Origin of the sequence: Paenibacillus sp. FSL K6-1566, assembly GCF_038050475.1 — a bacterium.
Classification (GTDB): domain Bacteria; phylum Bacillota; class Bacilli; order Paenibacillales; family Paenibacillaceae; genus Paenibacillus_AQ; species Paenibacillus_AQ lactis.
On the sequence record NZ_JBBOSR010000001.1, the window covers coordinates 4205955 to 4226189 of the forward strand.

19 protein-coding genes are annotated in these 20235 nt (G+C 50.4%); 9 read left to right on the forward strand and 10 right to left on the reverse strand.

The window, feature by feature from the left end:
• Window positions 1–21 precede the first annotated feature (21 nt).
• Genes NST08_RS18445 through NST08_RS18460 form a run of 4 tightly spaced genes read left to right on the forward strand, consistent with a single transcriptional unit; the run spans window position 22 to window position 2644 of the window.
• Window positions 22–654, forward strand: a complete 633-nt coding sequence (locus tag NST08_RS18445) for an HAD family hydrolase (RefSeq protein ID WP_007128642.1) — start codon at window positions 22–24, stop codon at window positions 652–654.
• The gene (locus NST08_RS18450) at window positions 642–983 is read left to right on the forward strand and encodes an EamA family transporter (protein WP_144866416.1); all 342 of its coding nucleotides are present in this window, start codon (window positions 642–644) and stop codon (window positions 981–983) included. Before NST08_RS18445 ends, NST08_RS18450 begins: the two co-directional genes overlap by 13 nt.
• Entirely contained in the window at window positions 973–1293 is a 321-nt protein-coding gene (locus NST08_RS18455) for a DMT family transporter (RefSeq protein WP_341342135.1), read from the forward strand. Before NST08_RS18450 ends, NST08_RS18455 begins: the two co-directional genes overlap by 11 nt.
• Before the next feature lie 58 nt (window positions 1294–1351).
• On the forward strand, window positions 1352–2644 hold the full coding sequence (locus NST08_RS18460; protein WP_341342136.1) for a DUF6080 domain-containing protein: 1293 nt from the start codon (window positions 1352–1354) through the stop codon (window positions 2642–2644).
• A gap of 116 nt (window positions 2645–2760) precedes the next feature.
• Here NST08_RS18460 and NST08_RS18465 read toward each other — a convergent pair whose 3' ends face one another.
• Window positions 2761–4506, reverse strand: coding sequence for an ABC transporter ATP-binding protein (locus NST08_RS18465; RefSeq protein ID WP_007128646.1), 1746 nt, complete (start codon window positions 4504–4506; stop codon window positions 2761–2763).
• A gap of 132 nt (window positions 4507–4638) precedes the next feature.
• Here NST08_RS18465 and NST08_RS18470 point away from each other — a divergent pair, with 132 nt between their 5' ends.
• Window positions 4639–5142, forward strand: coding sequence for a hypothetical protein (locus tag NST08_RS18470; protein WP_007128647.1), 504 nt, complete (start codon window positions 4639–4641; stop codon window positions 5140–5142).
• A gap of 333 nt (window positions 5143–5475) precedes the next feature.
• Here the strand turns inward: NST08_RS18470 and NST08_RS18475 are convergent, their stop codons facing one another.
• Window positions 5476–6375, reverse strand: coding sequence for a LysR family transcriptional regulator (locus NST08_RS18475; protein WP_007128648.1), 900 nt, complete (start codon window positions 6373–6375; stop codon window positions 5476–5478).
• Window positions 6376–6522: 147 nt separating this feature from the next.
• Between NST08_RS18475 and NST08_RS18480 the strand changes: the two genes are divergently transcribed.
• Window positions 6523–7992: a UbiD family decarboxylase gene (locus tag NST08_RS18480; RefSeq protein ID WP_007128649.1), complete on the forward strand. Its 1470-nt coding sequence runs from the start codon at window positions 6523–6525 to the stop codon at window positions 7990–7992.
• A 75-nt stretch (window positions 7993–8067) separates the two neighbouring features.
• On the forward strand, window positions 8068–8640 hold the full coding sequence (locus tag NST08_RS18485; RefSeq protein ID WP_007128650.1) for a UbiX family flavin prenyltransferase: 573 nt from the start codon (window positions 8068–8070) through the stop codon (window positions 8638–8640).
• Between the two features lie 241 nt (window positions 8641–8881).
• Here the strand turns inward: NST08_RS18485 and NST08_RS18490 are convergent, their stop codons facing one another.
• The gene (locus NST08_RS18490) at window positions 8882–9340 is read right to left on the reverse strand and encodes an NUDIX domain-containing protein (RefSeq protein ID WP_007128651.1); all 459 of its coding nucleotides are present in this window, start codon (window positions 9338–9340) and stop codon (window positions 8882–8884) included.
• A gap of 49 nt (window positions 9341–9389) precedes the next feature.
• Window positions 9390–9695: a HesB/YadR/YfhF family protein gene (locus tag NST08_RS18495; RefSeq protein ID WP_007128652.1), complete on the reverse strand. Its 306-nt coding sequence runs from the start codon at window positions 9693–9695 to the stop codon at window positions 9390–9392.
• A 587-nt stretch (window positions 9696–10282) separates the two neighbouring features.
• Here NST08_RS18495 and NST08_RS18500 point away from each other — a divergent pair.
• Together NST08_RS18500 and NST08_RS18505 are read left to right on the forward strand one after the other, a co-directional pair.
• A complete protein-coding gene (locus NST08_RS18500; protein WP_210095113.1) occupies window positions 10283–12040 on the forward strand; it encodes an ABC transporter ATP-binding protein in 1758 nt (585 codons plus the stop codon).
• A complete protein-coding gene (locus NST08_RS18505; RefSeq protein WP_341342137.1) occupies window positions 12041–14146 on the forward strand; it encodes an ABC transporter ATP-binding protein in 2106 nt (701 codons plus the stop codon).
• A gap of 200 nt (window positions 14147–14346) precedes the next feature.
• On the opposite strand, the gene NST08_RS18510 is transcribed toward NST08_RS18505, so the two are convergent.
• The 6 genes from NST08_RS18510 to NST08_RS18535 form a co-directional block, all read right to left on the reverse strand.
• Entirely contained in the window at window positions 14347–15276 is a 930-nt protein-coding gene (locus tag NST08_RS18510; protein WP_341342138.1) for an S-layer homology domain-containing protein, read from the reverse strand.
• A gap of 61 nt (window positions 15277–15337) precedes the next feature.
• Window positions 15338–15802, reverse strand: coding sequence for a hypothetical protein (locus NST08_RS18515; protein WP_341342139.1), 465 nt, complete (start codon window positions 15800–15802; stop codon window positions 15338–15340).
• Window positions 15803–15882: 80 nt separating this feature from the next.
• Window positions 15883–16617 carry a hypothetical protein gene (locus tag NST08_RS18520; protein WP_210095116.1) on the reverse strand — a complete coding sequence of 245 codons (735 nt, stop codon included), beginning with the start codon at window positions 16615–16617 and terminating at the stop codon, window positions 15883–15885.
• Window position 16618: 1 nt separating this feature from the next.
• Window positions 16619–17527, reverse strand: a complete 909-nt coding sequence (locus tag NST08_RS18525) for an ABC transporter ATP-binding protein (RefSeq protein ID WP_341342140.1) — start codon at window positions 17525–17527, stop codon at window positions 16619–16621.
• A 234-nt stretch (window positions 17528–17761) separates the two neighbouring features.
• Entirely contained in the window at window positions 17762–18130 is a 369-nt protein-coding gene (locus tag NST08_RS18530; RefSeq protein ID WP_007128659.1) for a PqqD family protein, read from the reverse strand.
• Between the two features lie 7 nt (window positions 18131–18137).
• The gene (locus NST08_RS18535) at window positions 18138–20060 is read right to left on the reverse strand and encodes an OPT family oligopeptide transporter (RefSeq protein WP_341342141.1); all 1923 of its coding nucleotides are present in this window, start codon (window positions 20058–20060) and stop codon (window positions 18138–18140) included.
• Between the last annotated feature and the right edge of the window lie 175 nt (window positions 20061–20235).

Consider the following 20235-nt stretch of genomic DNA (forward strand, 5'->3'; position numbering starts at 1 on the left):
TTATTATAGAAGGAATGAACTATGAAGCAAAAATTCGCGATTTTTGATGTTGATAAAACGGTGATCCGCACGGACTCCATGTTCCAGTTTCTAATCTACGGGTGGAAGAAGCGACCGTCCTCGGCTCCGCACCTATTTAAGGTTGCGCTGCATTCCGCCCTGTATAAAGCGGGGGTGATGCCGGCAGAGCAGGCCAAGAGCGCATATTTTCATGCCATTCGCCATATGGACGATTCGGACCTTGAGCATTTCTATCGGACTAAAATTTTGCCTGCTATGTATCCGGAAGCGGTCAACGTCATGAAGGACAAGAAAAATCAAGGCTTCCATGTCCTGCTCGTGACCGCATCGCCTGATGCTTATATGAGATTTTTTACCGAATTGCCGTATGTCGACCATGTGATCGCCACAAAGCTAACGTCCCGAAACGGACGCTTCACCTCGATGATTGAGGGGAAAAATTGCAAAGGGGAAGAGAAGGTCCTTCGAATCCGGCAATATTTAGAGGATACCGGCCTCGTCATTGATTACGAACAGTCCTGCGCGTATTCCGATTCGCTGTCCGATTTGCCCATGCTGGGCTTGGTCAAGCATAAATACTTGATCAATCACAATTCCGCCCATGGATGCGAGGGATTAATATGGAACAAATAAAAGCGAAGGGAGCGCCGCGTCATCTCGGCAAGGGGCTGATGATCCTGTCGGCCTTTCTGACAGCGACCGGTCAATTGTTCTGGAAGTGGGGGCATACGAATCTGTGGTACATGGCCATCGGATTTATTTGTTACGGGCTTGGCGCCTTGCTCATGATCAAGTCCTTTTCCTTGGAAAAGCTGTCGGTTGCCTACCCGCTGATGTCCATCAGCTACATCGTGGCGCTGTTTTACGGCGAGTTTTTCCTGGATGAGCCCTTAAGCATCAAAAAATTGGCAGCTGTTGCTTTGCTCGGAATCGGGGTGACCTTAACCTCCTATGAAAAATGAATGGATCCTGTATGCGCTGCTGCTTGTTATGACTCTCTTCGGCTCCTTGGGGAGCGTGCTGTTCAAAGCCTTCACGGCGAACAAGCAGCTCAAGCTGCTCCTGGCCGGGTTTATCAGCTATGGCTTGGGTGCGCTGCTTAACATCTATTTGCTTGGTCAGCTGCCTTACACGCTTGTCATGCCGGCCAACGCTCTGACCTTTCTGTGGGCGCTGATCTTTGCCAAGCTTGTGTTCAAAGAGACCGTCGGCATCGAAAAAATAGCGGGCGTAGCTTTTATCATCTCCGGATTATTGCTCCTCGTATGGTGACGGTGAGTACGCTTGTGAGAACAAATCTTAACTATTGATGGATTGGTGGAATGTGAACATGTCTTTTCTAAGCTATTTGTTTCGAAACAAACGCGACAATTACACGGCCATCGGACTGGCTGTCTGCCTTGCGGTGCTGTATTTCTATATGAACATCCCGTTTGTTTCATACATAAGGGACAACGCGGCTTTGCTTGCCCCTCATAACCCTTTTTACGGAGCGCCGTTTCAGTTGAATTTGTTCAACTTTGACCCTTCCATGCAATACGGGCCCGAAAATGTCACGATTATTCACCCGCTTATCAATTTCTTAACCAGTACGCTGACCCTTCTGTTCGGCAAATCGAATTTGCCCTTTCTGATCATTCAATCGATCTTGAATGCTTGCAGTGCGGCGATTCTGTATTATCTCATCCGCCGGATCGGTGCCGGCTGGCTGCTAGCCTTCATTATGGCAATCTTCTTTGGCATCAGCTCGTATACGATTTTCACCGCACTGATTCCTGACTCCTATGCTTATGCACAGTTTGTCATCATCCTTTCAGCGGCTTATCTGCACTATTGCCGGGCCCAGGATCGCTTCAGCGTGCCGGCTAACGCAACCTTTGGACTGCTTAATTTCGGAATTACCTCGACGAATGTGGCAACCTTCTTCGGCGCATTCTTCATCAGCTTGTTTGACCGGCGACGCCATTCGATTTGGGGCCGGCTCCTGTACACCCTGCTCGTATTTGCCGCGTTGGTCGCAGGTGCGACGCTGATTCAGTATTTCGTCTTCTCGGGAAAGACATGGATTGGAAATGTATTCTCGAGCATGCAAAGCGGCGCTTTCAGCTACGTGGCGCCCTTCTCGTTTGCGCACCATTCCCGTGTTTTTCATATGCTGCTGGTGAGCCCGATCCTTTTCCCTGAGATGGCCATGATCGATCCCGGCATCGCCGCTTTCGCGACGGATTTAACCAAGCCTTACCCGGTCTATATCAACATCATCGGATTCGGGCTGCTTGCGCTCGCCATCCTGGCTTTTGTAAGCGGCTTGAGAACGTGGAATGCCTGGGCCTTCATCGTGTACATTATGTTCGGGATTCTGCTGCATGTCGTTGTCGGCTTCGGGCTCGCAACCTACTCCTATGATTTGTATCTGTATGCAGGCCATTACCTGTTTGCTATATTCGTCCTGGCGGCCATGCTGATCTCGAAGCTGCACCAAGGCCTGGTCAAACAGCTGCTGACCGGTGTCATGATCGTATTTATGCTTGTCACCCTCGTCCATAACATCGCCTTGCATCATCAAACGCTGGACTACATCCAGACCACGTATGAGACGGTGCTCCAGACGCCTGAGCCCTGAGGAATTCAAACAGGTAAGCACACCGGCAATAAAGCCAATAGAGTCAAACATAAACATCAAAGACCCGCTTCCAGGCCGCGCAGGCCATGGAAACGGGTCTTATTCAAGTTCTGCTTCTAAGCTTCAAGATGCTGCACATTGTACAGCCGGGCATAGCTGCCGTCCAGGTTCATCAGCTCGGCATGCGTGCCCTGCTCGGTAATCCGGCCGTTCTCCAGCACGACGATCTGATCGGCGTGCGTAATCGTTGACAAACGGTGCGCGACAATGAGCGTGGTCCGATTATGGGTCAGCGATTGCAGCGCCTGCTGAATAAGATGCTCGGATTCCAGATCCAGCGCAGAGGTCGCCTCGTCGAGCACAAGAATGTCCGGATCCTTAAGAAAGACGCGGGCAATGGCAAGCCGCTGCTTCTGTCCGCCGGACAGCTTGACGCCCCTCTCGCCAACCTCCGTCTCATATCCCTGCGGCAGCTGGGTGATAAAATCATGGGCGTTGGCAGCCTTCGCCGCGGCGATGATCTCCTCTTCGCCTGCCTCCGGGTTGCCGAACAGGATATTCTCCCGGACCGTGCCGCTGAACAGGAAATTATCCTGAAGCACCATGCCGATCGATCCGCGCAGGCTGTCCAGCGTTAAGCTGCGAACATCATGTCCGTTGATTTTGACCGCGCCCTGCTGAACGTCGTAGAATCTTGGAATCAAACCGATTAGCGAGGATTTCCCCCCGCCGCTCATCCCGACGAAGGCGATCGTCTGCCCCTGCTTAATCGTCAAATTGATGTCTTTCAGCACCCAACCCGCATTGTCGTTATACTGGAACCACACCCGGTCGAATTCGATCTGCCCCGCCTGCTTCAGCTCCTTGGCATCCGGCCGGTCCACGATATCGTAGGGCTCGTCCATTAATTCCTTGACGCGCTCCAGCGATGCAGAGGCTTGTGTCAACACCGTCGACGAGTTAATCAGACGCCGCAGCGGCGCATACAGCCTGTCCAGGTAACCAAAGAAGGCAACAAATGTCCCCAGCGTTAGATCCCCCTGGATAACCCGGTACCCCCCGTAGCCGATCACCAGGATCGGCGCGATGTCGGTCAGCGTGTTGATCACCGAGAAGGTGAGCGCGTTCCAGCGCGTCTGGGCCATCGCCTTTTTCAGGAAATTTCCGTTGATGCCTTCGAATTTCTTCTGATCGTAACGCTCCAGCGTAAAGCTTCGAATAACGGAGATCCCCTGAATGCGCTCATGCAGGTACGCTTGAATGCCGGCCAGCGCCTGGGACCGATCCTTCGTGAGCTTCTTCAGCCGCTTGTACAGCAGGTTGACCGCCAATCCGTACAGTGGAAGCACCGCAATGGATACCAGGGTCAGCACCGGATTCATGACAAACATGATGACCAGAACGAAGAGCAGTGTGAAAATGTCCAGCCAAATGTTCATCATGCCGACTTCCACCAGGTTCTTGGACTGCTCCACATCATTAATAAAGCGGGAGATTGCCTCCCCCACCTTCGTGTTCTGATAATAGCGCAGCGACAGGCGCTGAAGATGAGCGTACAGCCGGTTTCGCATATCGAAGAGAATCCGGCTTGTAATGAACTGCGCGAAATACTGCCGGAAATACTCGACCGGTCCCCGGATGATGACAAACACCACCAGAGTACCGCCGAGAATCCACATGAGCTGCTCAATCTTCTGTGCGACGGACAGCTGTTGGTTGATCAGAAGGTCATCCACAACATACTTCATGATCATCGGGAGCAGCAGCGGGATCCCGAATTTAATCATCCCGATCGCGAGGGTCAGAATGATCCACTTCATATAAGGCTTAACGAATGGATAGTAAATTTTCCATGATTTCAAGTGAGATAACAGCCCCTTTCCTATGCAATCCACCCGGTTGTTCTATAAAGAGCGGTTGACAATTAAACCCTTCAATGATTTATTAGTTCTAAACTCAATTATTGTATCATATCACGCAGGAGGATTTCTTTCATGACCAGGATTTTCGTGACGGAAGCGGTTATGCTGGCCATATATGGCCAATTGTTGGTACCGCCGACGCCCGTCGAATACATTGTTCCGTATACAACCATATTGGAATTGTACGAGCTCCATGCCAGCGAGGAGCAGCTCATGAACAATACCGCAGATGATCAGCACGTCAAGATGAAGATCCGTGAGCTCATCTCCTATTTCGAGGAGCCGCTCAATAAGAAGAAGATCGATCGCGCCCTTCAGGTCCCTTGGGCCAAGAGCCCGATGATTCCTGTGGGGGAATCCACAACCGTAACGGTGATGAATACCTTGGATACCGCAACCTACGGAGAGGCCTTCGATCCGATCGAAACCGAGCTTCTGCTCGCTTCCCAAAAGGCCGAAGCACCGATCCTGACCGACCAATACGAGCTGATTCAGCGTATCGTGGAAAGCGCTCTCCCCGTTCAAGTGTATGATATCGACGACTTCGATTTCGCCCTCGAAATACCGATGTCTTAAACGATCGCTGCGGACGGCGCTTCGCCAACAGATCGTATTCATGATATTCGAGGCGTTAAACGCGGTTTAATCCAATAAATACGCACAGGCAGCCGTTCACCAGCATGAAGCGCCGCCTTATTGGGAGACACGTATTTATAAAACAACCTGTTGGGCATAATTCCGGTAGTGGACCGGACTCATGCCCTTTTTATTTTTTATACGTTTGTGAATATGTATATAATACTGCACTTCCATTGTTCGTTGGTTCTAACAATTGGGATGCATCTTCAAACCCGGCTGCTTATTTATGCTATCGGCAGGTTCATAAGAAGGACATTAGGACAAAGCATATTATTTTAAATGATGGATTAGAATGTCTTTAAAATTTTGTGCAGCTTTTGACAAATATCCATGCTCTATCCATATGAGGGCAGTTTCAGAGTTTATGCTTGGTATGATCTCGGCATAAGACAAGGTGTTGCACATTTTTATCTGTAAAGCGATTTTAGGAACAATTGCAATTCCTAGTCCTGAATCGGCTAAAGTCATTAATGTTGTCACATCAGGACTTTCGCATGTAATGTTTGGATTAAATCCAAAACTGTTACATGTTTCAATAAACTTGTGAAAAACATTGTAATCGCCCTGGCCATGTAATACTAAAAGCGGCTGATCCTTCAATTCTTGTATCGGAATCGTTGTTCCCTTAAAAAGAGTGCCACTAGAAGGTTGTAGAGCTACGAGTGGTTCAGATTGTATATGGTGGATTGAAAGATTTCTCATTTCGGTCATTTCTTTAGATTGGAATGGTAACCTTACAATGCCTAATTCAATGTCTTTATTTAGAAGAAGCTCTTCAATTCTTTGTGAATCTTCCTCCCAAAGTTGAAACGAAATAAGTGGATATTTCTCTTTAAATAATTTTAAAAGTGGAGGAAGGTAGGGTACGCATGACATTACTGTCCCTAATGAAAGTTTCCCTCTTATTCCTTCCTGCTGTTCCTTAACTTCTGCAATCATCCCATCAATTGAATTTATAACTTCCTTCGCTCTTTTATAAAAAGTCTCTCCGGCAGGAGTTAATTCAAATATCTTATTATTACGTTTAATAAGCATTACTCCCAGTTCATCTTCTAATGCCTTTAGTTGCATACTTAACGGGGGCTGGCCAATATGTAACCGGTTAGCTGCACGTGTTATCTGCCCTTCTTCTGCAATCGTTATAAAGTAAACCAGTTTCTTTAAATCCATGATCTCCAAAGCGCCCTTTCCATCATATATTTTATATATACTTACTTACTATTATATATATTTTACATATGTATTTACTATATCCTAAAATAAAACAGTAGCCGAAAGACAGCAAGGAATAGTTTATTTGAGGAGAGGACCATAGATATGAAACCACTAAAAAGCTTCCGTGAATATGTGGAAATCCTAAAAGAATATAACGAAATCGTTCCGATCCATCAGGAGATCGATTGGAACTTAGAGATGAGTGCCATCATTCGTCGTGCTTATGAACTGCCGTCACCGGCACCACTTTTTAAAAATATTAAAGACAGTAGACCAGGATTTGAGGTATTAGGTGCACCTGTAGGTATTAGCCCCAATAAGGAGCATCCATTTATTCGAGTAGCGCTTTCCCTTGGGCTTCCGATTAACACGCCTGCCCCTGAGCTGGTTAAAGAGTGGTCTAAACTTCCCGACGTTCACCCCATTCCCCCTCGCTTGGTTACGAATGGTGAATGTAAAGAAAACAAATTATTTAATGACGACATTGATCTGACAAAACTTCCTGTACCGTATATTCATGTTGGTGATGGAGGACGTTACATTAATACTTACGGAATTTTGATTGTCCGCACACCTGATGGATCTTGGGTTAACTGGTCCATATCACGTGTAATGCTGGAGGGTCCCCGTTCAATGGCCGGTGTTGTTATAGCCTCTCAGCACCTCGGAAAAATATATGGAGAATGGAAAAAGGAAGGGAAAGAAATGCCGTTTGCCTTATGCTTGGGTGTCGATCCCGGTATCTCCATGATTGCAGGGTATCCTCTTCCCGACCATGTTAACGAAGGAGAGATGATTGGAGGGTGGTATGGTGAGGCCATTGATGTTGTTAAATGCGAGACCAACGATTTGGAAGTCCCGGCTACAAGTGAAATTGTGATCGAAGGTACCGCATCCTTTGAAGAGATGATTCCAGAAGGCCCAATGGGTGAATATGCCGGTTATACATGGGTCGGGCATGAAAAACAAGCTCCACGCTTTCATGTGACCGCCATGACTTATAGAAATCATCCAATAATGCCGGTAACTGCAGCAGGTATCCCACCTGAAGAAAATCACACCAACTGGGGCATCGCTATTGCTGCAAGCATTCAACATGCGCTGAGAAAACAAGGACTGCCTGTAAAGGAATGCTTTATTCCATTAGAGTCTGCGGTGCATTGGCTTGTTGTCACCGTAGATCGCAGCCGTCAAAGAGAAGATCATGAAGGGCTGGCTTATAGAATCGGCGAAGCCGTTTTTGCAACCAGAGCCGGTTCTTATGTGCCAAAAGTTATTGTCACAGATGACGATATCGATCCAAGTGATATCAAACAAGTGGTGTGGGCTTTGGCAACTCGTCATCGTCCAGATCAAAGAATAACCATGACCGACCAAAACGTACTTCCCCTTGTTGCTTACCTGGATGAAAAAGAAAAAAGCACAGGAGTTACTACAAAGGTCATTTACAATTGCTTGATGCCATGGAATAACACCTCGGCAGATAAGCAACCCATCGAAGCATCGTTTAGAAGTTATCCTGAGAAATTACGAAATCATATCGTTAAGAATTGGGAAAACTACGGATTTTAAATGATTTTCATCGAAATTATGAAAGACTTCACAGTAATTACAGCAAGCAATTTAATACAAAGGAAGTTACACAAGATGAAGTTAATTGTAGCAATAACGGGAGCAACAGGAGCCATGTTTGGTGTCCGCCTTCTGCAATTTCTTAAATCTACTGACGTTGAAACACATTTGGTATTATCCTCATGGGCGGCTGCAACCATACAAAGTGAAACGCCGTTTACAGCGAAGGAAGTTTCAAAGATGGCAGACTATTCGTATTCCAACAAAGATCTGGGATCCAGGATTTCAAGCGGCTCCTTTCAGGTCGACGGGATGATCGTTATTCCCTGTACAATGAAAACACTGGCTTCCATTCGAATAGGCTTAGGGGATAATCTGATTGCGCGAGCAGCAGATGTCATATTAAAAGAACGTAAAAAGTTGGTATTGGTCACACGTGAAACCCCACTCAATGATATTCATCTTGAAAATATGCTGTTTTTATCTCGTATGGGAACGGTTATTCTCCCTCCAATGCCGGCGTTCTATAACCATCCACAATCATTGGATGATGTAGTGAATCACATTGTATTTCGAACGTTGGATCAATTCGGGATTCATATGCCAGAAGCAGAAGAAAAACGCTGGGGAGGGATGTTGCCTAATTAACATTTGAGCTGAATTTATAAGAGCAGCTCTAATTTTACTAAAAGAGGATGTAGCAGTTTATCCTGACTGAAAAAAATTCCCCGTAAGGGGAATTTTTGAATTCGAGCTATCCAAATGTTCGCCTGGTCAATTGCCGCTGACACAGCGGCAATCTTCATATAAACAGACAAGAGGCACGGTCCCCTGCGGGGCCGTCCCCTCTTGCTTTTGCAGAACAACCCGCTTTTTCTTGCTGCAGCCGCTATGGAGCTTCCTTCGCCTTTTGGGCTTTCTCAAGTAAATGGACGGTGATCTTATCCATCTTGGGCAAATCCTCAGGGTTAAAAAACTTCAACGAGATTTCCGCATCCATCGACAGTTGAATCGCGCTGCGCAGACCCGTTGCCTCATAAAGGCCGATGACATAGTATTCCTCGTCTCCGCCAAGATGCTTCTTCATGTACTCCGGACCGGATACCAGCTCCAGCAGCCGCATCTCATCCGCGGTAAGCCCGGTTTCTTCCCACAGCTCTCTGGAAGCGGTATCTTCAAGGGCTTCGCCAGGCTTCAGGTTCCCCATTGGAAGTCCCCATACGTCCCTGTTCTGCCGCTTCAGAAGCAGGAGCTCTCCATGCTCGTTCAGTACGAGCACAGCCGCCTTTACGCGGACCACAGAACGCTTGCCGATATATTGGCGAATATCGCGGTGATATACGTTCATCCCGGGAACCTCCTTTCCCTAGACAGCGCTGCAGTATATTCCTATGCGATCAATTCACTGCGCCCTCTTCTTCATAAATATACGAAATGTCATCCAGTGATTCCTCATAAGTGACGTGCAGCGTATAGCCCTTCAAATACCAGAGGTCCTGCTCCTCCATATAGAACGTGACTTCTTCCGACCGCTCGGTCAGTCCCGGGGATCTTGGCTCCTCGACGGAAATGCCAAGCGAAAATCCGGGATGCAGCCCGCCGCCTGAGCTATACCGTGGGAAGAAGCGCACATACGTGCCTGGTTGAAGGTCCAGTTCCTTTCTGTACCAACGCGCCGCCTCATCGCTGACTTGAATCTGCATTTGTTGTGCCCCCTTCTCAAGAAGTCAATTTCCGACAGCCTCCGGCTAAAGCATCTCTCAATAGAAAGGCCGAAGTTTCTGGTCTTTTGATGTAAATTCCATGTACGTATTAACATAATAACGCAAACATACATTAGGTTACAAATCCATTTTGATAACATATTCATGACGGATTGAGCTTGATCCCTTGAGCGGATTCCTCAAAATTTAGGTTTGACACACTTCAGAATCTGGTGTTACAATTCACTCCATACGAGATCGATTTGAATTTATTGTAAAATTACGAAGAAAGGGTGAGCCTCATGTTGAATCCAATTGGCATGGATGTCTTGTTTGATCTGAAGATCCTACAATTGAATATGATTCGGCTCCCCGTTCGTGCTGCATCGTCATCATGAAGCCATGTTCATACGGATTCCAAGTCCGCTGGGTGAACTGGCATAACCGCGCGCGAAAGGCCTCGATCACCGTGCGTATGATAGGTTAAAGATTGAATAAGCATATCGTCCGTCGCCGGATGATGTGCTTTTTTTGGTTTTCAGAGATGATCGGCTGCAGAAAACCTGCATACGAAAGGAAGGGATACCATGTTTGCCGTACTTCGAAATTTAGGATGGTTTTTCAAGCGAGAACGGAAACGATACTTAATCGGATTATTTTTCCTCATTTTTTGCGGGCTCATCGAGCTCCTGCCGCCGCTGCTGCTCGGAGACGCGATTGACGATATCGTCAGCAGCTCCATTACCTGGGCCTCCCTGGCCAGATATATCCTGATGATTCTCGGGATCGTTGCAATCGTTTACGGCGCGACCTACATATGGATGCACCGCCTGTTCGGAGGCGCAAATCTCGTGGAGCGCCTGCTTCGGACCCGCTATATGAATCACTTGCTGCGAATGCTGCCGCCGTTCTTCGAACGGAACCGGACCGGGGACTTGATGGCCAAGGCAACGAACGATCTGCGATCCGTTGCGGCCACGGCCGGATTCGGCATGCTCGTCATGACCGACTCCACGATCTATTTGATCGTTGTTCTGTTTGCAATGGGCTTTATCGTCAGCTGGAAGCTGACGCTCGCGGCGATTCTCCCGCTTCCCATCATCGCCATCGGCATGGTGATCTATGGAAGAGCGATCCATAAGCGCTATACGCTAGCGCAGGACGCATTCGGAGATATGAACGACCAGGTGCTGGAATCCGTTGCCGGCGTGCGGGTCGTCCGGGCTTATGTACAGGAACGTGCCGACCAGAAGCGGTTTCAGGATATCACGGACGATGTCTACCGCAAAAACCTGGCCGTAGCCAAAGTCGACGCTCTATTCGAGCCGACGATTAATTTTTCCATTGGACTGAGCTATGTGATCAGCTTGGCCTACGGCGTATATCTGGTCTTTCATAACCAAATCACCCTTGGGGATCTCGTATCGTTCAATATGTACCTGGGGATGATGATTTGGCCAATGTTCGCGATCGGCGAGCTGATCAATATCATGCAGCGGGGCAATGCGTCCTTGGACCGTGTCAATGATACACTCCATACGCCGCCGGACGTCGCAGACCCGGAACAGCCCGTCGACCTGGATCAACCGGATTCGATCCATTTTCGGGACGTCACGTTCCGCTATCCGACCTCATCCGTCGATAATCTGAAAAATGTCAGCTTTACGCTGCAAAAAGGCCAGACGCTCGGCGTTGTCGGACGAACGGGAAGCGGTAAATCCACGCTGCTGAAGCAGCTTCTGCATGAATATCCGACCGGAACCGGAGATATTCTGATCGGAGGCGTTCCGATCGAGAGGCTGGCTGCCGACAAACTGCACAGCTGGATCGGGTATGTTCCCCAAGAGCAAATTCTGTTCTCCAAAACCGTGAGACAGAACATCCAATTCGGCAAAAAGGACGCCAGTGACGAGCTCATTATGGAAGCGATCACCACTGCTGCATTCGATAAGGACTTGGTCACGCTGTCCGATGGACTTGACACGCTCGTCGGCGAGAAGGGCGTTGCCCTATCCGGCGGCCAGAAACAGCGCGTCTCCCTTGCCCGTGCCTTTATCGGCGACCCTGAAATTCTGATTCTGGATGACTCCCTCTCGGCAGTCGATGCCAGAACCGAGGCGAGAATTATCGAGAATATCCGAAGCAAGCGGGCGGGCAAAACAACACTGATCTCGACCCATCGCTTGTCGGCGGTACAGCACGCGGATTTCATCGTTGTGCTTGAGGACGGCCGGATCATCGAGCAGGGGACCCATGACGAACTGCTGGCGCTTGGCGGTTGGTACCGCGAGCAATATGAACGCCAGCAGGTCGAAAACAATCTGACCTCCGAGGAGGTGTCGTAATTGACTCCAAATGAAACAACGATATCCAATGATTCCGGAATCGCCAAGAGGCTGTTCCGATATGCATTAACGGCCAAAGGCACCTTCATTGCGGCGCTGCTCCTGCTTGCGCTCGGGGTGGCTGCCGAGCTCGCCGGCCCGTTCATCGCCAAAACGATGATTGACGACCATATCCTTGCCATTGAGAAGCCGTATTATGAGAGCAAGGAAGCGGATGGCGCCGCACAATATAAAGGGACCTATTACAAGCGTGAGGACCGATTTGCCTCGGGTGAAGCACGCGGACAGGAGGTACGGATCCTCCAGGTTGGACGCAGCTTCTATTTTATCCATGAACCGGTGACGCGGGTTGACGGTACGCGCTCTTATGAGAACGGAATGCTGACGGTCACCGCAGGGCAGGAGCAGCTCCGGTATCCGGCAGTCCCCTTGTCCACAAGTGAATTATTCGAGTTTTACAAGCCGGAGCTCCCCAGCATCTACAAGCTGGTCGGCCTGTTCCTGATCTGCTTGCTGGTGTCCATGGTTACGGTGTTCGGCAGAACCTACTGGCTGCAATCGGCAGCCAACCGGGTCATCCAGAAGCTGAGAACCGATGTGTACGCGCACATTCAGCGGCTGCCGGTGCACTTCTTCGATAATCTTCCGGCGGGCAAGGTCGTATCCCGGGTTACCAACGATACCGAGGCGGTCAAAGACCTGTTCGTAGCCGTGTTATCCAACTTTAGCTCTGGCGCAGTCTACATTACCGGGATCTATGTCGCCTTGTTCCTTCTGGATGTTCGTCTCGGATTAATCAGCCTGTTTGTTATTCCGATGCTGATCGTATGGACGATTCTATACCGCAAATTCGCGACGAAATACAATACGGTCATCCGGTCACGCCTCAGTGAAATTAACGCCATTATCAACGAATCCATTCAGGGGATGGCCATTATTCGCGTATTCCGCCGCCAGAAAGCGACCCAGGAGGAATTTGAAGCACTGAACGCCGATTACATGGCGCATCAGAACAAGATGCTGAATCTAAACTCCTTCACCACGCATAACCTTGTTAACGTACTGCGTAACGTAAGCTTCGTTGTCGTGCTGTGGTACTTCGGCTCTGCTTCGCTGAATGGGGCCGGCATCGTATCGATCGGGGTTCTCTACGCCTTCGTTGACCTGCTCGGCCGGATGTTCCAGCCGATTACCGGCATGGTGAATCAGCTCGCAGCGCTGGATACCTCCATCGTATCCGCGAAGCGCGTGTTCGAGCTGATGGACGAAACCGGCGAGAACGTAACGGACGGCTCAATGCCTCGATATTTGGGGAATGTGGAATTTAAGGACGTTTCCTTTGCGTACAAGAAGGACTGGGTGCTCAAAAATATCTCCTTCGAAGCTAAGCAGGGCCAGACGGTAGCCCTTGTCGGCCACACCGGCTCAGGCAAAAGCTCCATCATCAACCTGTTGTTCCGCTTCTACGATCCGCAGCAAGGCACCATTACGATCGACGGGAAGCCGGTGACCGACATTCCGAAGCAGTGGCTGCGGAAGCATATGGGCATCGTGCTTCAGGATCCGTATTTATTCACCGGAACGATTGCCTCGAACGTAAGCCTTGGCGATCCCGAAATTACGCGGGAGCAGGTCGAGCAGGCGCTTCGCGATGTAGGCGCAGACCGGCTGCTGGCCCATCTCCCTCAAGGATTCGATGAGCCCGTGATCGAGAAAGGCAGCACGCTCTCCGCGGGTCAGCGTCAATTGATCTCGTTCGCGCGCGCACTCGCATTCAATCCGGCTATCCTCATTCTCGATGAGGCTACAGCCAACATCGATACGGAGACCGAAGCGCTGATCCAGGATGCGCTTGAGGTTCTGAAGCGCGGCCGCACGACCTTCATCATCGCGCACCGGCTGTCGACCATTCGCAGCGCAGACCAGATTCTTGTTCTGCACCGGGGCGAAATCGTTGAGCGAGGCTCGCATGATGAATTGATGGCCCTTGAAGGAAGGTACTATAAGATGTATCAGCTGCAGCAAGGAGGCAATTCCGGCCAAACCGAGCATAAAGAGCCGGTAGGAGCTCAGCTAGCTGCCAAACCTGCAGGCAGTCATCTATAAATTATAGGGCCAAAAACTGTGTCCCTGGACCCTAGCGGCAGTGGCGCCGCTTAACGCATTATCCCATTTGCCGCCCGGGTACATCCATTGATTAAAGACAACCATGCAAGAAGGCTGCCCTTTCGCGTATTCAAACGCGTGAGGCAGCCTTCTTGTTTATGCTTGTTTGTACAGCCGAATATGCCGGCCCAGCTGAAGCATTACTTCGACAATTCAAGCTTATCATCGATTTTGACTGTAATTTTCGAATACTTGGCCGGAATGAGCACATCATCCGAAGATGAAGAAATCACTTGCGGATAAAATTTGTCCGGGTCAGGTTGTACGATTCGGTAGTTGATCACCGCTTCCGTGCTGCTTGCATAATCCACCGAGGTAATCTTGATGGAATACCCCGGATGCGGCAGATCATCCTTCGTTACCGTGACTTTGTTCTGCTTCTCGTCCGCTTTTTCGATACGGGTCGTTACGCTTGGGTCGGATTCGCCTGGCTCGGCAGGAAGGGCATTCTTCTGATGCTCTTCAATAAATTGAACCGCGTTGTACACCAGCTCGGCCGCTTCGATCCGTTTCAGCTTTTGATCCGGATGGAATTTGTCGTTAGCGTCCAGCTTCGCGATTTTCGTCAGCAGCAGAAATTGAACCGCGCTTTTGCTTTCCTGCTTGATTTGGTCCTCATCCGCCACATTCACGTACATCATCACGACCGGGTAATTGCCGGTTTTCCCGATCGCTTCAACCAGCAATGTCGCAAAGTCCTCGCGGGTGATCGGCTTATTCCACTCCATATCCGCCGTTACGGACAGTCCGTTCTGGGCCGCAATATTGACCGCATCCGCGAACCAGGCATCTTTCGGAACGCTCTCGAAGGAACGGCCCGTAAAGTTCGGCATCACCTTCAAATCGACCGCATTGACGATCAACTGCACAGCCTGTGCATACGTTAGAGGCTTGCCAGGAGCGAACCGGTCAGCACTCACGCCTTGAATAACTCCTTTCGCTTGCAGCTCCTTCACCATTTGCAGCTGCTTCTCTCCCTGGATATCGGTAAAAGCCGAAGCAGCGCCAGCGCCTAGGAGTGAGGATGCCACCAGAATCGCAGATAACCATTTTGTTGTTTTCTTCATCATAACACCTCCTATCATTTCTGACGCAGGGGCGTTGGAATATGTTTCATATCTGCGTATTTTTCTATACGCTTTTTTTGCCGTCCAGGCCGAGCTTCACATACATTTCCTTCGAGTAGCCTTGCAGCTTCTGTTCGAGGGCCTGCGCCTGGTCTTTAAAGGCGGTCAGCTCGCGGATCATGCGGGAACGTCCGGCCGGGCTAAAGGTTTCATGAATCCGTTCTTTAAAATAGTCATGAACAATATAATTGCGCTGCTTCCACACTTTCTTCAATTGAACCGTCTCTTCTTCGGAGAAAGGAAAGTAATGCTGGATTTCATGCACCAGCTGACCGAGCGAGCTGCTTAATTTCCGTTGGTACAGCTCAGCAAAATCCTCCTCCGACGGCACATTTCCTTGGGACAGCTTAATCAGCATCAACAAATTCGCCAGCTGCTGCTCAAGCGCCTGTGAATAATATACGGCTAATCCGAAATAGGCAAACAGCTCTTTGGAGTGGTCACTGTCCAGCAGTCGAGTTTGTTTCATCGTTACCTCCTCTGATATAGGCTGTCTTTACCGTTTCGTTAAAAACGATATCCCTATGGTAATGGAAGACCTCACCCACTTCAACCTGATTTTCGCGACAAGCTTGCGGCATCCTTGTTACATGCAATCCGCAAATAGATAGCAAACATGACAAGCGTATAAACAAGCAGGTAGAGCACGGTTCCGGAAATCCGCAGCGTTGACAGCTCCCTGGCATTCATCAGTACATCGACCATCACGGAAACCGGCGGCAGGACATAGGGGATGAAGCTGTAAAAGGCAGGAAGCGAATGAACGAGCGATTTACCCGCCAAAGACAGGATGATCAGAATGATCAAACAGCCGGCCGCCCTCCCCTGGTTCTCGATCCAGCCGGGCTGAAAGAATAACGACAGCGATATTCCGATCAGCGACAAACCGAAATGTCCGGCAAAGCCGAGCGCGAGGATAGGCGCTGACATCGGTTCTCCGAACATCCCGAAGGCAACCGGATAGACCACGGCGAAAATGCACAGCATGAATCCGATGATCGCGGCTGCTCCGTATTGGGCGGCATAATACCGTCTCGCGCTGCCGGCATGAATGATCAGCAGCATGGATTGACGCCCCTGGTCATGGTTCAAAAAATTCATCCCGAGCCAGGTGGAGCCGATAAACAGCAGCGCCGCCGTCACAGCATAGCTGTCCATGATGGGATTCGGCCGATAGGAATAGATTAGCATCACCGAGATGATTGTGAAAGCCAGCGGAGCAAAATACCGGTAGGATCTCGTATAGCTGGCCAGCATGTATGTCATTAAAGCAGCAGATCTCATGCTATGCTCCCCTCTCCGAAACGTCATTATATTCGGATAAATCCGATTCGGACGTATCTTTCCCATGGGGCTCCAATCTGCTGATCGTCCCTCCGCTGCGCAGAATCTCGACCAGCATCTCGTCCGTAAACGGCTGGGCTACGACCATGACAGCAGGGCTGCCTCTTGATATCCAATATAAAAAGCCCTGTCTGCTCTCCAATTGCTGCATGACGTCCGGCCGTACGCGGGAAAATTCCAGCCGCATTCTCGCCGCTTCTTCCCACTGCGCAAGGATGCCGTCTCGCGTAATGGTTCCACCTTCAACAGACGTCACCCGATCGGCCAGAGAGGCGATCAGAAGCGGCTCATGGACGGACATGGCGATCGATGTCCCCTGCCTCTTAATCTCGCTTAGCATTCCGATCATCTCCAGCTGCGAGGGCTCATCCAATCCGGAGAGAGGCTCGTCCAGGACGAGCAAATCGGGCTGCCGAAGCAGAGCCTGCATCACATTCACCTTCTGGAGCATTCCCTTAGAGCATAAGTTCATCATGGTATCAGGCAGCTGAAATATATTCATCATGGCATCAATTCGTTTGATCGCGCTCTCCTTGTCTATACCCTGTATGCGGGCGATATATCGCAAGTATTCCGAAGGTCGGAACCGAAGCGGCGGGAAACGATCGTGTACGTAACCAATGATTAACGGCTTAATATGTTCCCTTCTGGCACCGCTTGAAGGATTGGCCAGTCCGGCGACAAGACAGAGCAAGGTGCTCTTTCCGGCACCATTTCCTCCCGTAATTGCGACGCATTCCCCGCGTGCGATGCTCCAGGATACGTCGGACAGCACGATTGCCTTTCCAAACCGTTTGCCGACCTCCTGCAAAGAAAGCAGCTTCTGCAAATCTCTCAGCTCCCGTTCCATAAAATGGCTTCTAGTATGTATTGTAGTACCTTTTACATGCCAAAAACAACCTCCGCCTGTACGGTTTAGGCGGAGGTGGGTGCGAACGTTGCCCTATTCGCTTTTTTGCCATTTTTCTGAAATTGGGACTGTATTGCCTTCAGGCACGGCATGCAGCATGCGGCATGGGAAAGGCCCCCGTCCGAGCGTCGAGCCTTACCTCGTGTAAAGGCCATTATACATTCTGCAGACGGATCATTCATCTGCGGCGAGCTCCCAGTCCAGCCAGCCATTCGCCTCCACCATCTTAATGAAAGCGGCCAGCCGGGGAATCAGCGGTTCGGCCTGCTCTCCAAATTCGGCATGGATCATTTGCGCGATTTCGGATAAGGTATGCTCACCGTCACATTTTCGGATGACGGCTGCGCCAAGACGATCCAGACGGACCCGGATGACTTCGGGCTGGTTTAGGAAACGGACAGCCTGCCGCTCCAGCCAAGAGGTCCTTGGCACATGCACCCGCGCCCCTTCGTCTCCCGGCTCGAATCGGAGCCCCGGCTTAAGCAGCGGCTTCATCTCTAACAGATTGAGCCGAGTGTGCCGCTTCTTATGACGAAGCTTCATACCGGTATCACCCCTCCTGATCCTCGGTTAACCGTTCCTGCTTCCCACTCAACGAGCCGCCTATCAAAATAAGGGTTACGACCAAAAATACAAGGAGCGGCACCACATTATTCGCAATCAGCACATCGCCCGGTATGTCGACATTCATCCAGATCAATACGGCGATAATGACGCCGATCAGAGATTCACCAGCGATCAAGCCGGAGGCGAGCAGCGTTCCTTTCTCGACCCTGGCGGCCTTTAATTGCTCATTTTTGCGCGAAGCAAACTCGATAATCCAGCGAACCACGCCTCCGATCATAATCGGCACGCTGACATGAATGGGAAGATAGATCCCGACGGCAACCGTGAGCGAGTTCAAGCCGAGAAGCTCGATGACGACAGCAGCAGCCACGCCAATAAACACGAGATCCCACGGCAAACTGCCGGCCATAATCCCTTCAACAATGATCCGCATCAGAACGGCTTTCGGGGCAGGAAGCTGTTCGGAACCAAGTCCGTAGCTCTCATTCAACACGGAGAGAATGAATCCGATCACAAGTCCCGAAACAAGGACGCCGATCATCATCGCTACCTGCTGCTTCCAAGGGGTTCCCCCTACCAGATATCCGGTTTTCAGATCCTGGGAAATATCGCTGGATACGGCAAGCGCTACGCATACGATTGCTCCGACGGTCAGCGAGGCGATCATGCCGGTCATCCCCGTTAAACCCGTCATTTTGAATATAAACGTGACGATCAATAACGTCGCAATGGTCATGCCCGATACCGGCGATGAGGAGCTCCCGACGAGCCCGACGATTCGGGAGGCGACGGTCACGAACAAGAAACCGAACACGGCGATCGCTATGGCCCCGATGATGCCCACATCGGTTAACGGGGCGAATGCGATGATGACGATCAAGATTGCGATCATCACAAAGACCCAGAACGCAGGAATGTCCTTGTTGGTACGATCCAGCGTTACCTTCCCATGTTCCCGGCTCCGAAGGCCGCCAAGGGTGGCAAAGAGTGATCCGAACAGCATCGGCAAGGTTTTAACCAGCGTAATTAATCCGCCTGCCGCCACCGCGCCTGCACCGATGTAACGGATATAATCCTCCCACAATCCCCAGGCCGTCAGCTCCCCGATCGGGGCTGCGGACGGGGCAATGACACTTTGTCCACCCGCACCGATATAACCGATGGTCGGAATGAGGACCAACCAGGCGAGTGCCCCTCCTGCTAGCATCTGGCCGGATATCCTCGGTCCGATAATGTATCCGACGCCGAGCAAAGCCGGATAAATATCCATGCCGATCAGGGCATTTTTAAACCGGTAGATATAGGTCTCAATCTCGGTTCTAAACCATTTAAAGCCGTCACCCATCGCCTTGACGACACCGCCAATCAAAAAGCCGTACACGACGAAAAGGGCGCTGCGGCCGCCCCGGTCGCCGGATTTAAGCACTTCCGCACAAGCCATTCCCTCCGGATAAGGGAGCGTGGCATGTTCATTGACGATCAGAAGCCGCCGCAGCGGTACCATCATCGCCACGCCAAGAAAGCCGCCGACAAGCACAATGAAGCTTACGGTCGCCATGGAAGGAATATGATTCCACATATACAGCGCAGGCAGTGTAAAGATGGTGCCGGCGGCAACAGCTTCGCCGGCTGTGGTCATCGTCTGTACAATGTTGTTCTCCAGTATGGATTGCCTTCGGAATATTCCCCTTAATACCCCTAACGATATAACCGCAGCGGGAATGGAGGCGCTGACCGTCAAGCCGATTTTCAGCCCCAAATATGCATTGGCGGCAGCAAATACAACGGCCAGCACGATGCCCAGGATGATGGCAAATACCGTCAGCTCAGCCATCGACTTGGAAGCGGGTATGTAAGGAACGAATCCGGTCCCCTTGCTCGCTTGCGCTTGTTTTCCATCTTGCATGCGCATGTCTCCTTTCTAAGCTGTATGAAGGTATGGGGTCGAGTCGTAAAGCATCCCTTATATTGCCCTCTTCTGCCAATCCTAAACGTGTGGGCATGTTTCTTCGGAAAGAACAAAAAAGCCCGGAGCATCAAAACAAGTTTGATACTCCGGGCTTCCTGAATGACCAATATGA

Coding starts and splice junctions, on each gene's coding strand:
- NST08_RS18445 (WP_007128642.1), top strand. CDS start 22: ATGAAGCAAAAATTCGCGATTTTTGATGTTGATAAAACGGTGATCCGC.
- NST08_RS18450 (WP_144866416.1), top strand. CDS start 642: ATGGAACAAATAAAAGCGAAGGGAGCGCCGCGTCATCTCGGCAAGGGG.
- NST08_RS18455 (WP_341342135.1), top strand. CDS start 973: ATGAAAAATGAATGGATCCTGTATGCGCTGCTGCTTGTTATGACTCTC.
- NST08_RS18460 (WP_341342136.1), top strand. CDS start 1,352: ATGTCTTTTCTAAGCTATTTGTTTCGAAACAAACGCGACAATTACACG.
- NST08_RS18470 (WP_007128647.1), top strand. CDS start 4,639: ATGACCAGGATTTTCGTGACGGAAGCGGTTATGCTGGCCATATATGGC.
- NST08_RS18475 (WP_007128648.1), bottom strand. CDS start 6,375: ATGGATTTAAAGAAACTGGTTTACTTTATAACGATTGCAGAAGAAGGG.
- NST08_RS18480 (WP_007128649.1), top strand. CDS start 6,523: ATGAAACCACTAAAAAGCTTCCGTGAATATGTGGAAATCCTAAAAGAA.
- NST08_RS18485 (WP_007128650.1), top strand. CDS start 8,068: ATGAAGTTAATTGTAGCAATAACGGGAGCAACAGGAGCCATGTTTGGT.
- NST08_RS18490 (WP_007128651.1), bottom strand. CDS start 9,340: ATGAACGTATATCACCGCGATATTCGCCAATATATCGGCAAGCGTTCT.
- NST08_RS18495 (WP_007128652.1), bottom strand. CDS start 9,695: ATGCAGATTCAAGTCAGCGATGAGGCGGCGCGTTGGTACAGAAAGGAA.
- NST08_RS18500 (WP_210095113.1), top strand. CDS start 10,283: ATGTTTGCCGTACTTCGAAATTTAGGATGGTTTTTCAAGCGAGAACGG.
- NST08_RS18510 (WP_341342138.1), bottom strand. CDS start 15,276: ATGATGAAGAAAACAACAAAATGGTTATCTGCGATTCTGGTGGCATCC.
- NST08_RS18515 (WP_341342139.1), bottom strand. CDS start 15,802: ATGAAACAAACTCGACTGCTGGACAGTGACCACTCCAAAGAGCTGTTT.
- NST08_RS18520 (WP_210095116.1), bottom strand. CDS start 16,617: ATGAGATCTGCTGCTTTAATGACATACATGCTGGCCAGCTATACGAGA.
- NST08_RS18525 (WP_341342140.1), bottom strand. CDS start 17,527: ATGGAACGGGAGCTGAGAGATTTGCAGAAGCTGCTTTCTTTGCAGGAG.
- NST08_RS18530 (WP_007128659.1), bottom strand. CDS start 18,130: ATGAAGCTTCGTCATAAGAAGCGGCACACTCGGCTCAATCTGTTAGAG.
- NST08_RS18535 (WP_341342141.1), bottom strand. CDS start 20,060: ATGCAAGATGGAAAACAAGCGCAAGCGAGCAAGGGGACCGGATTCGTT.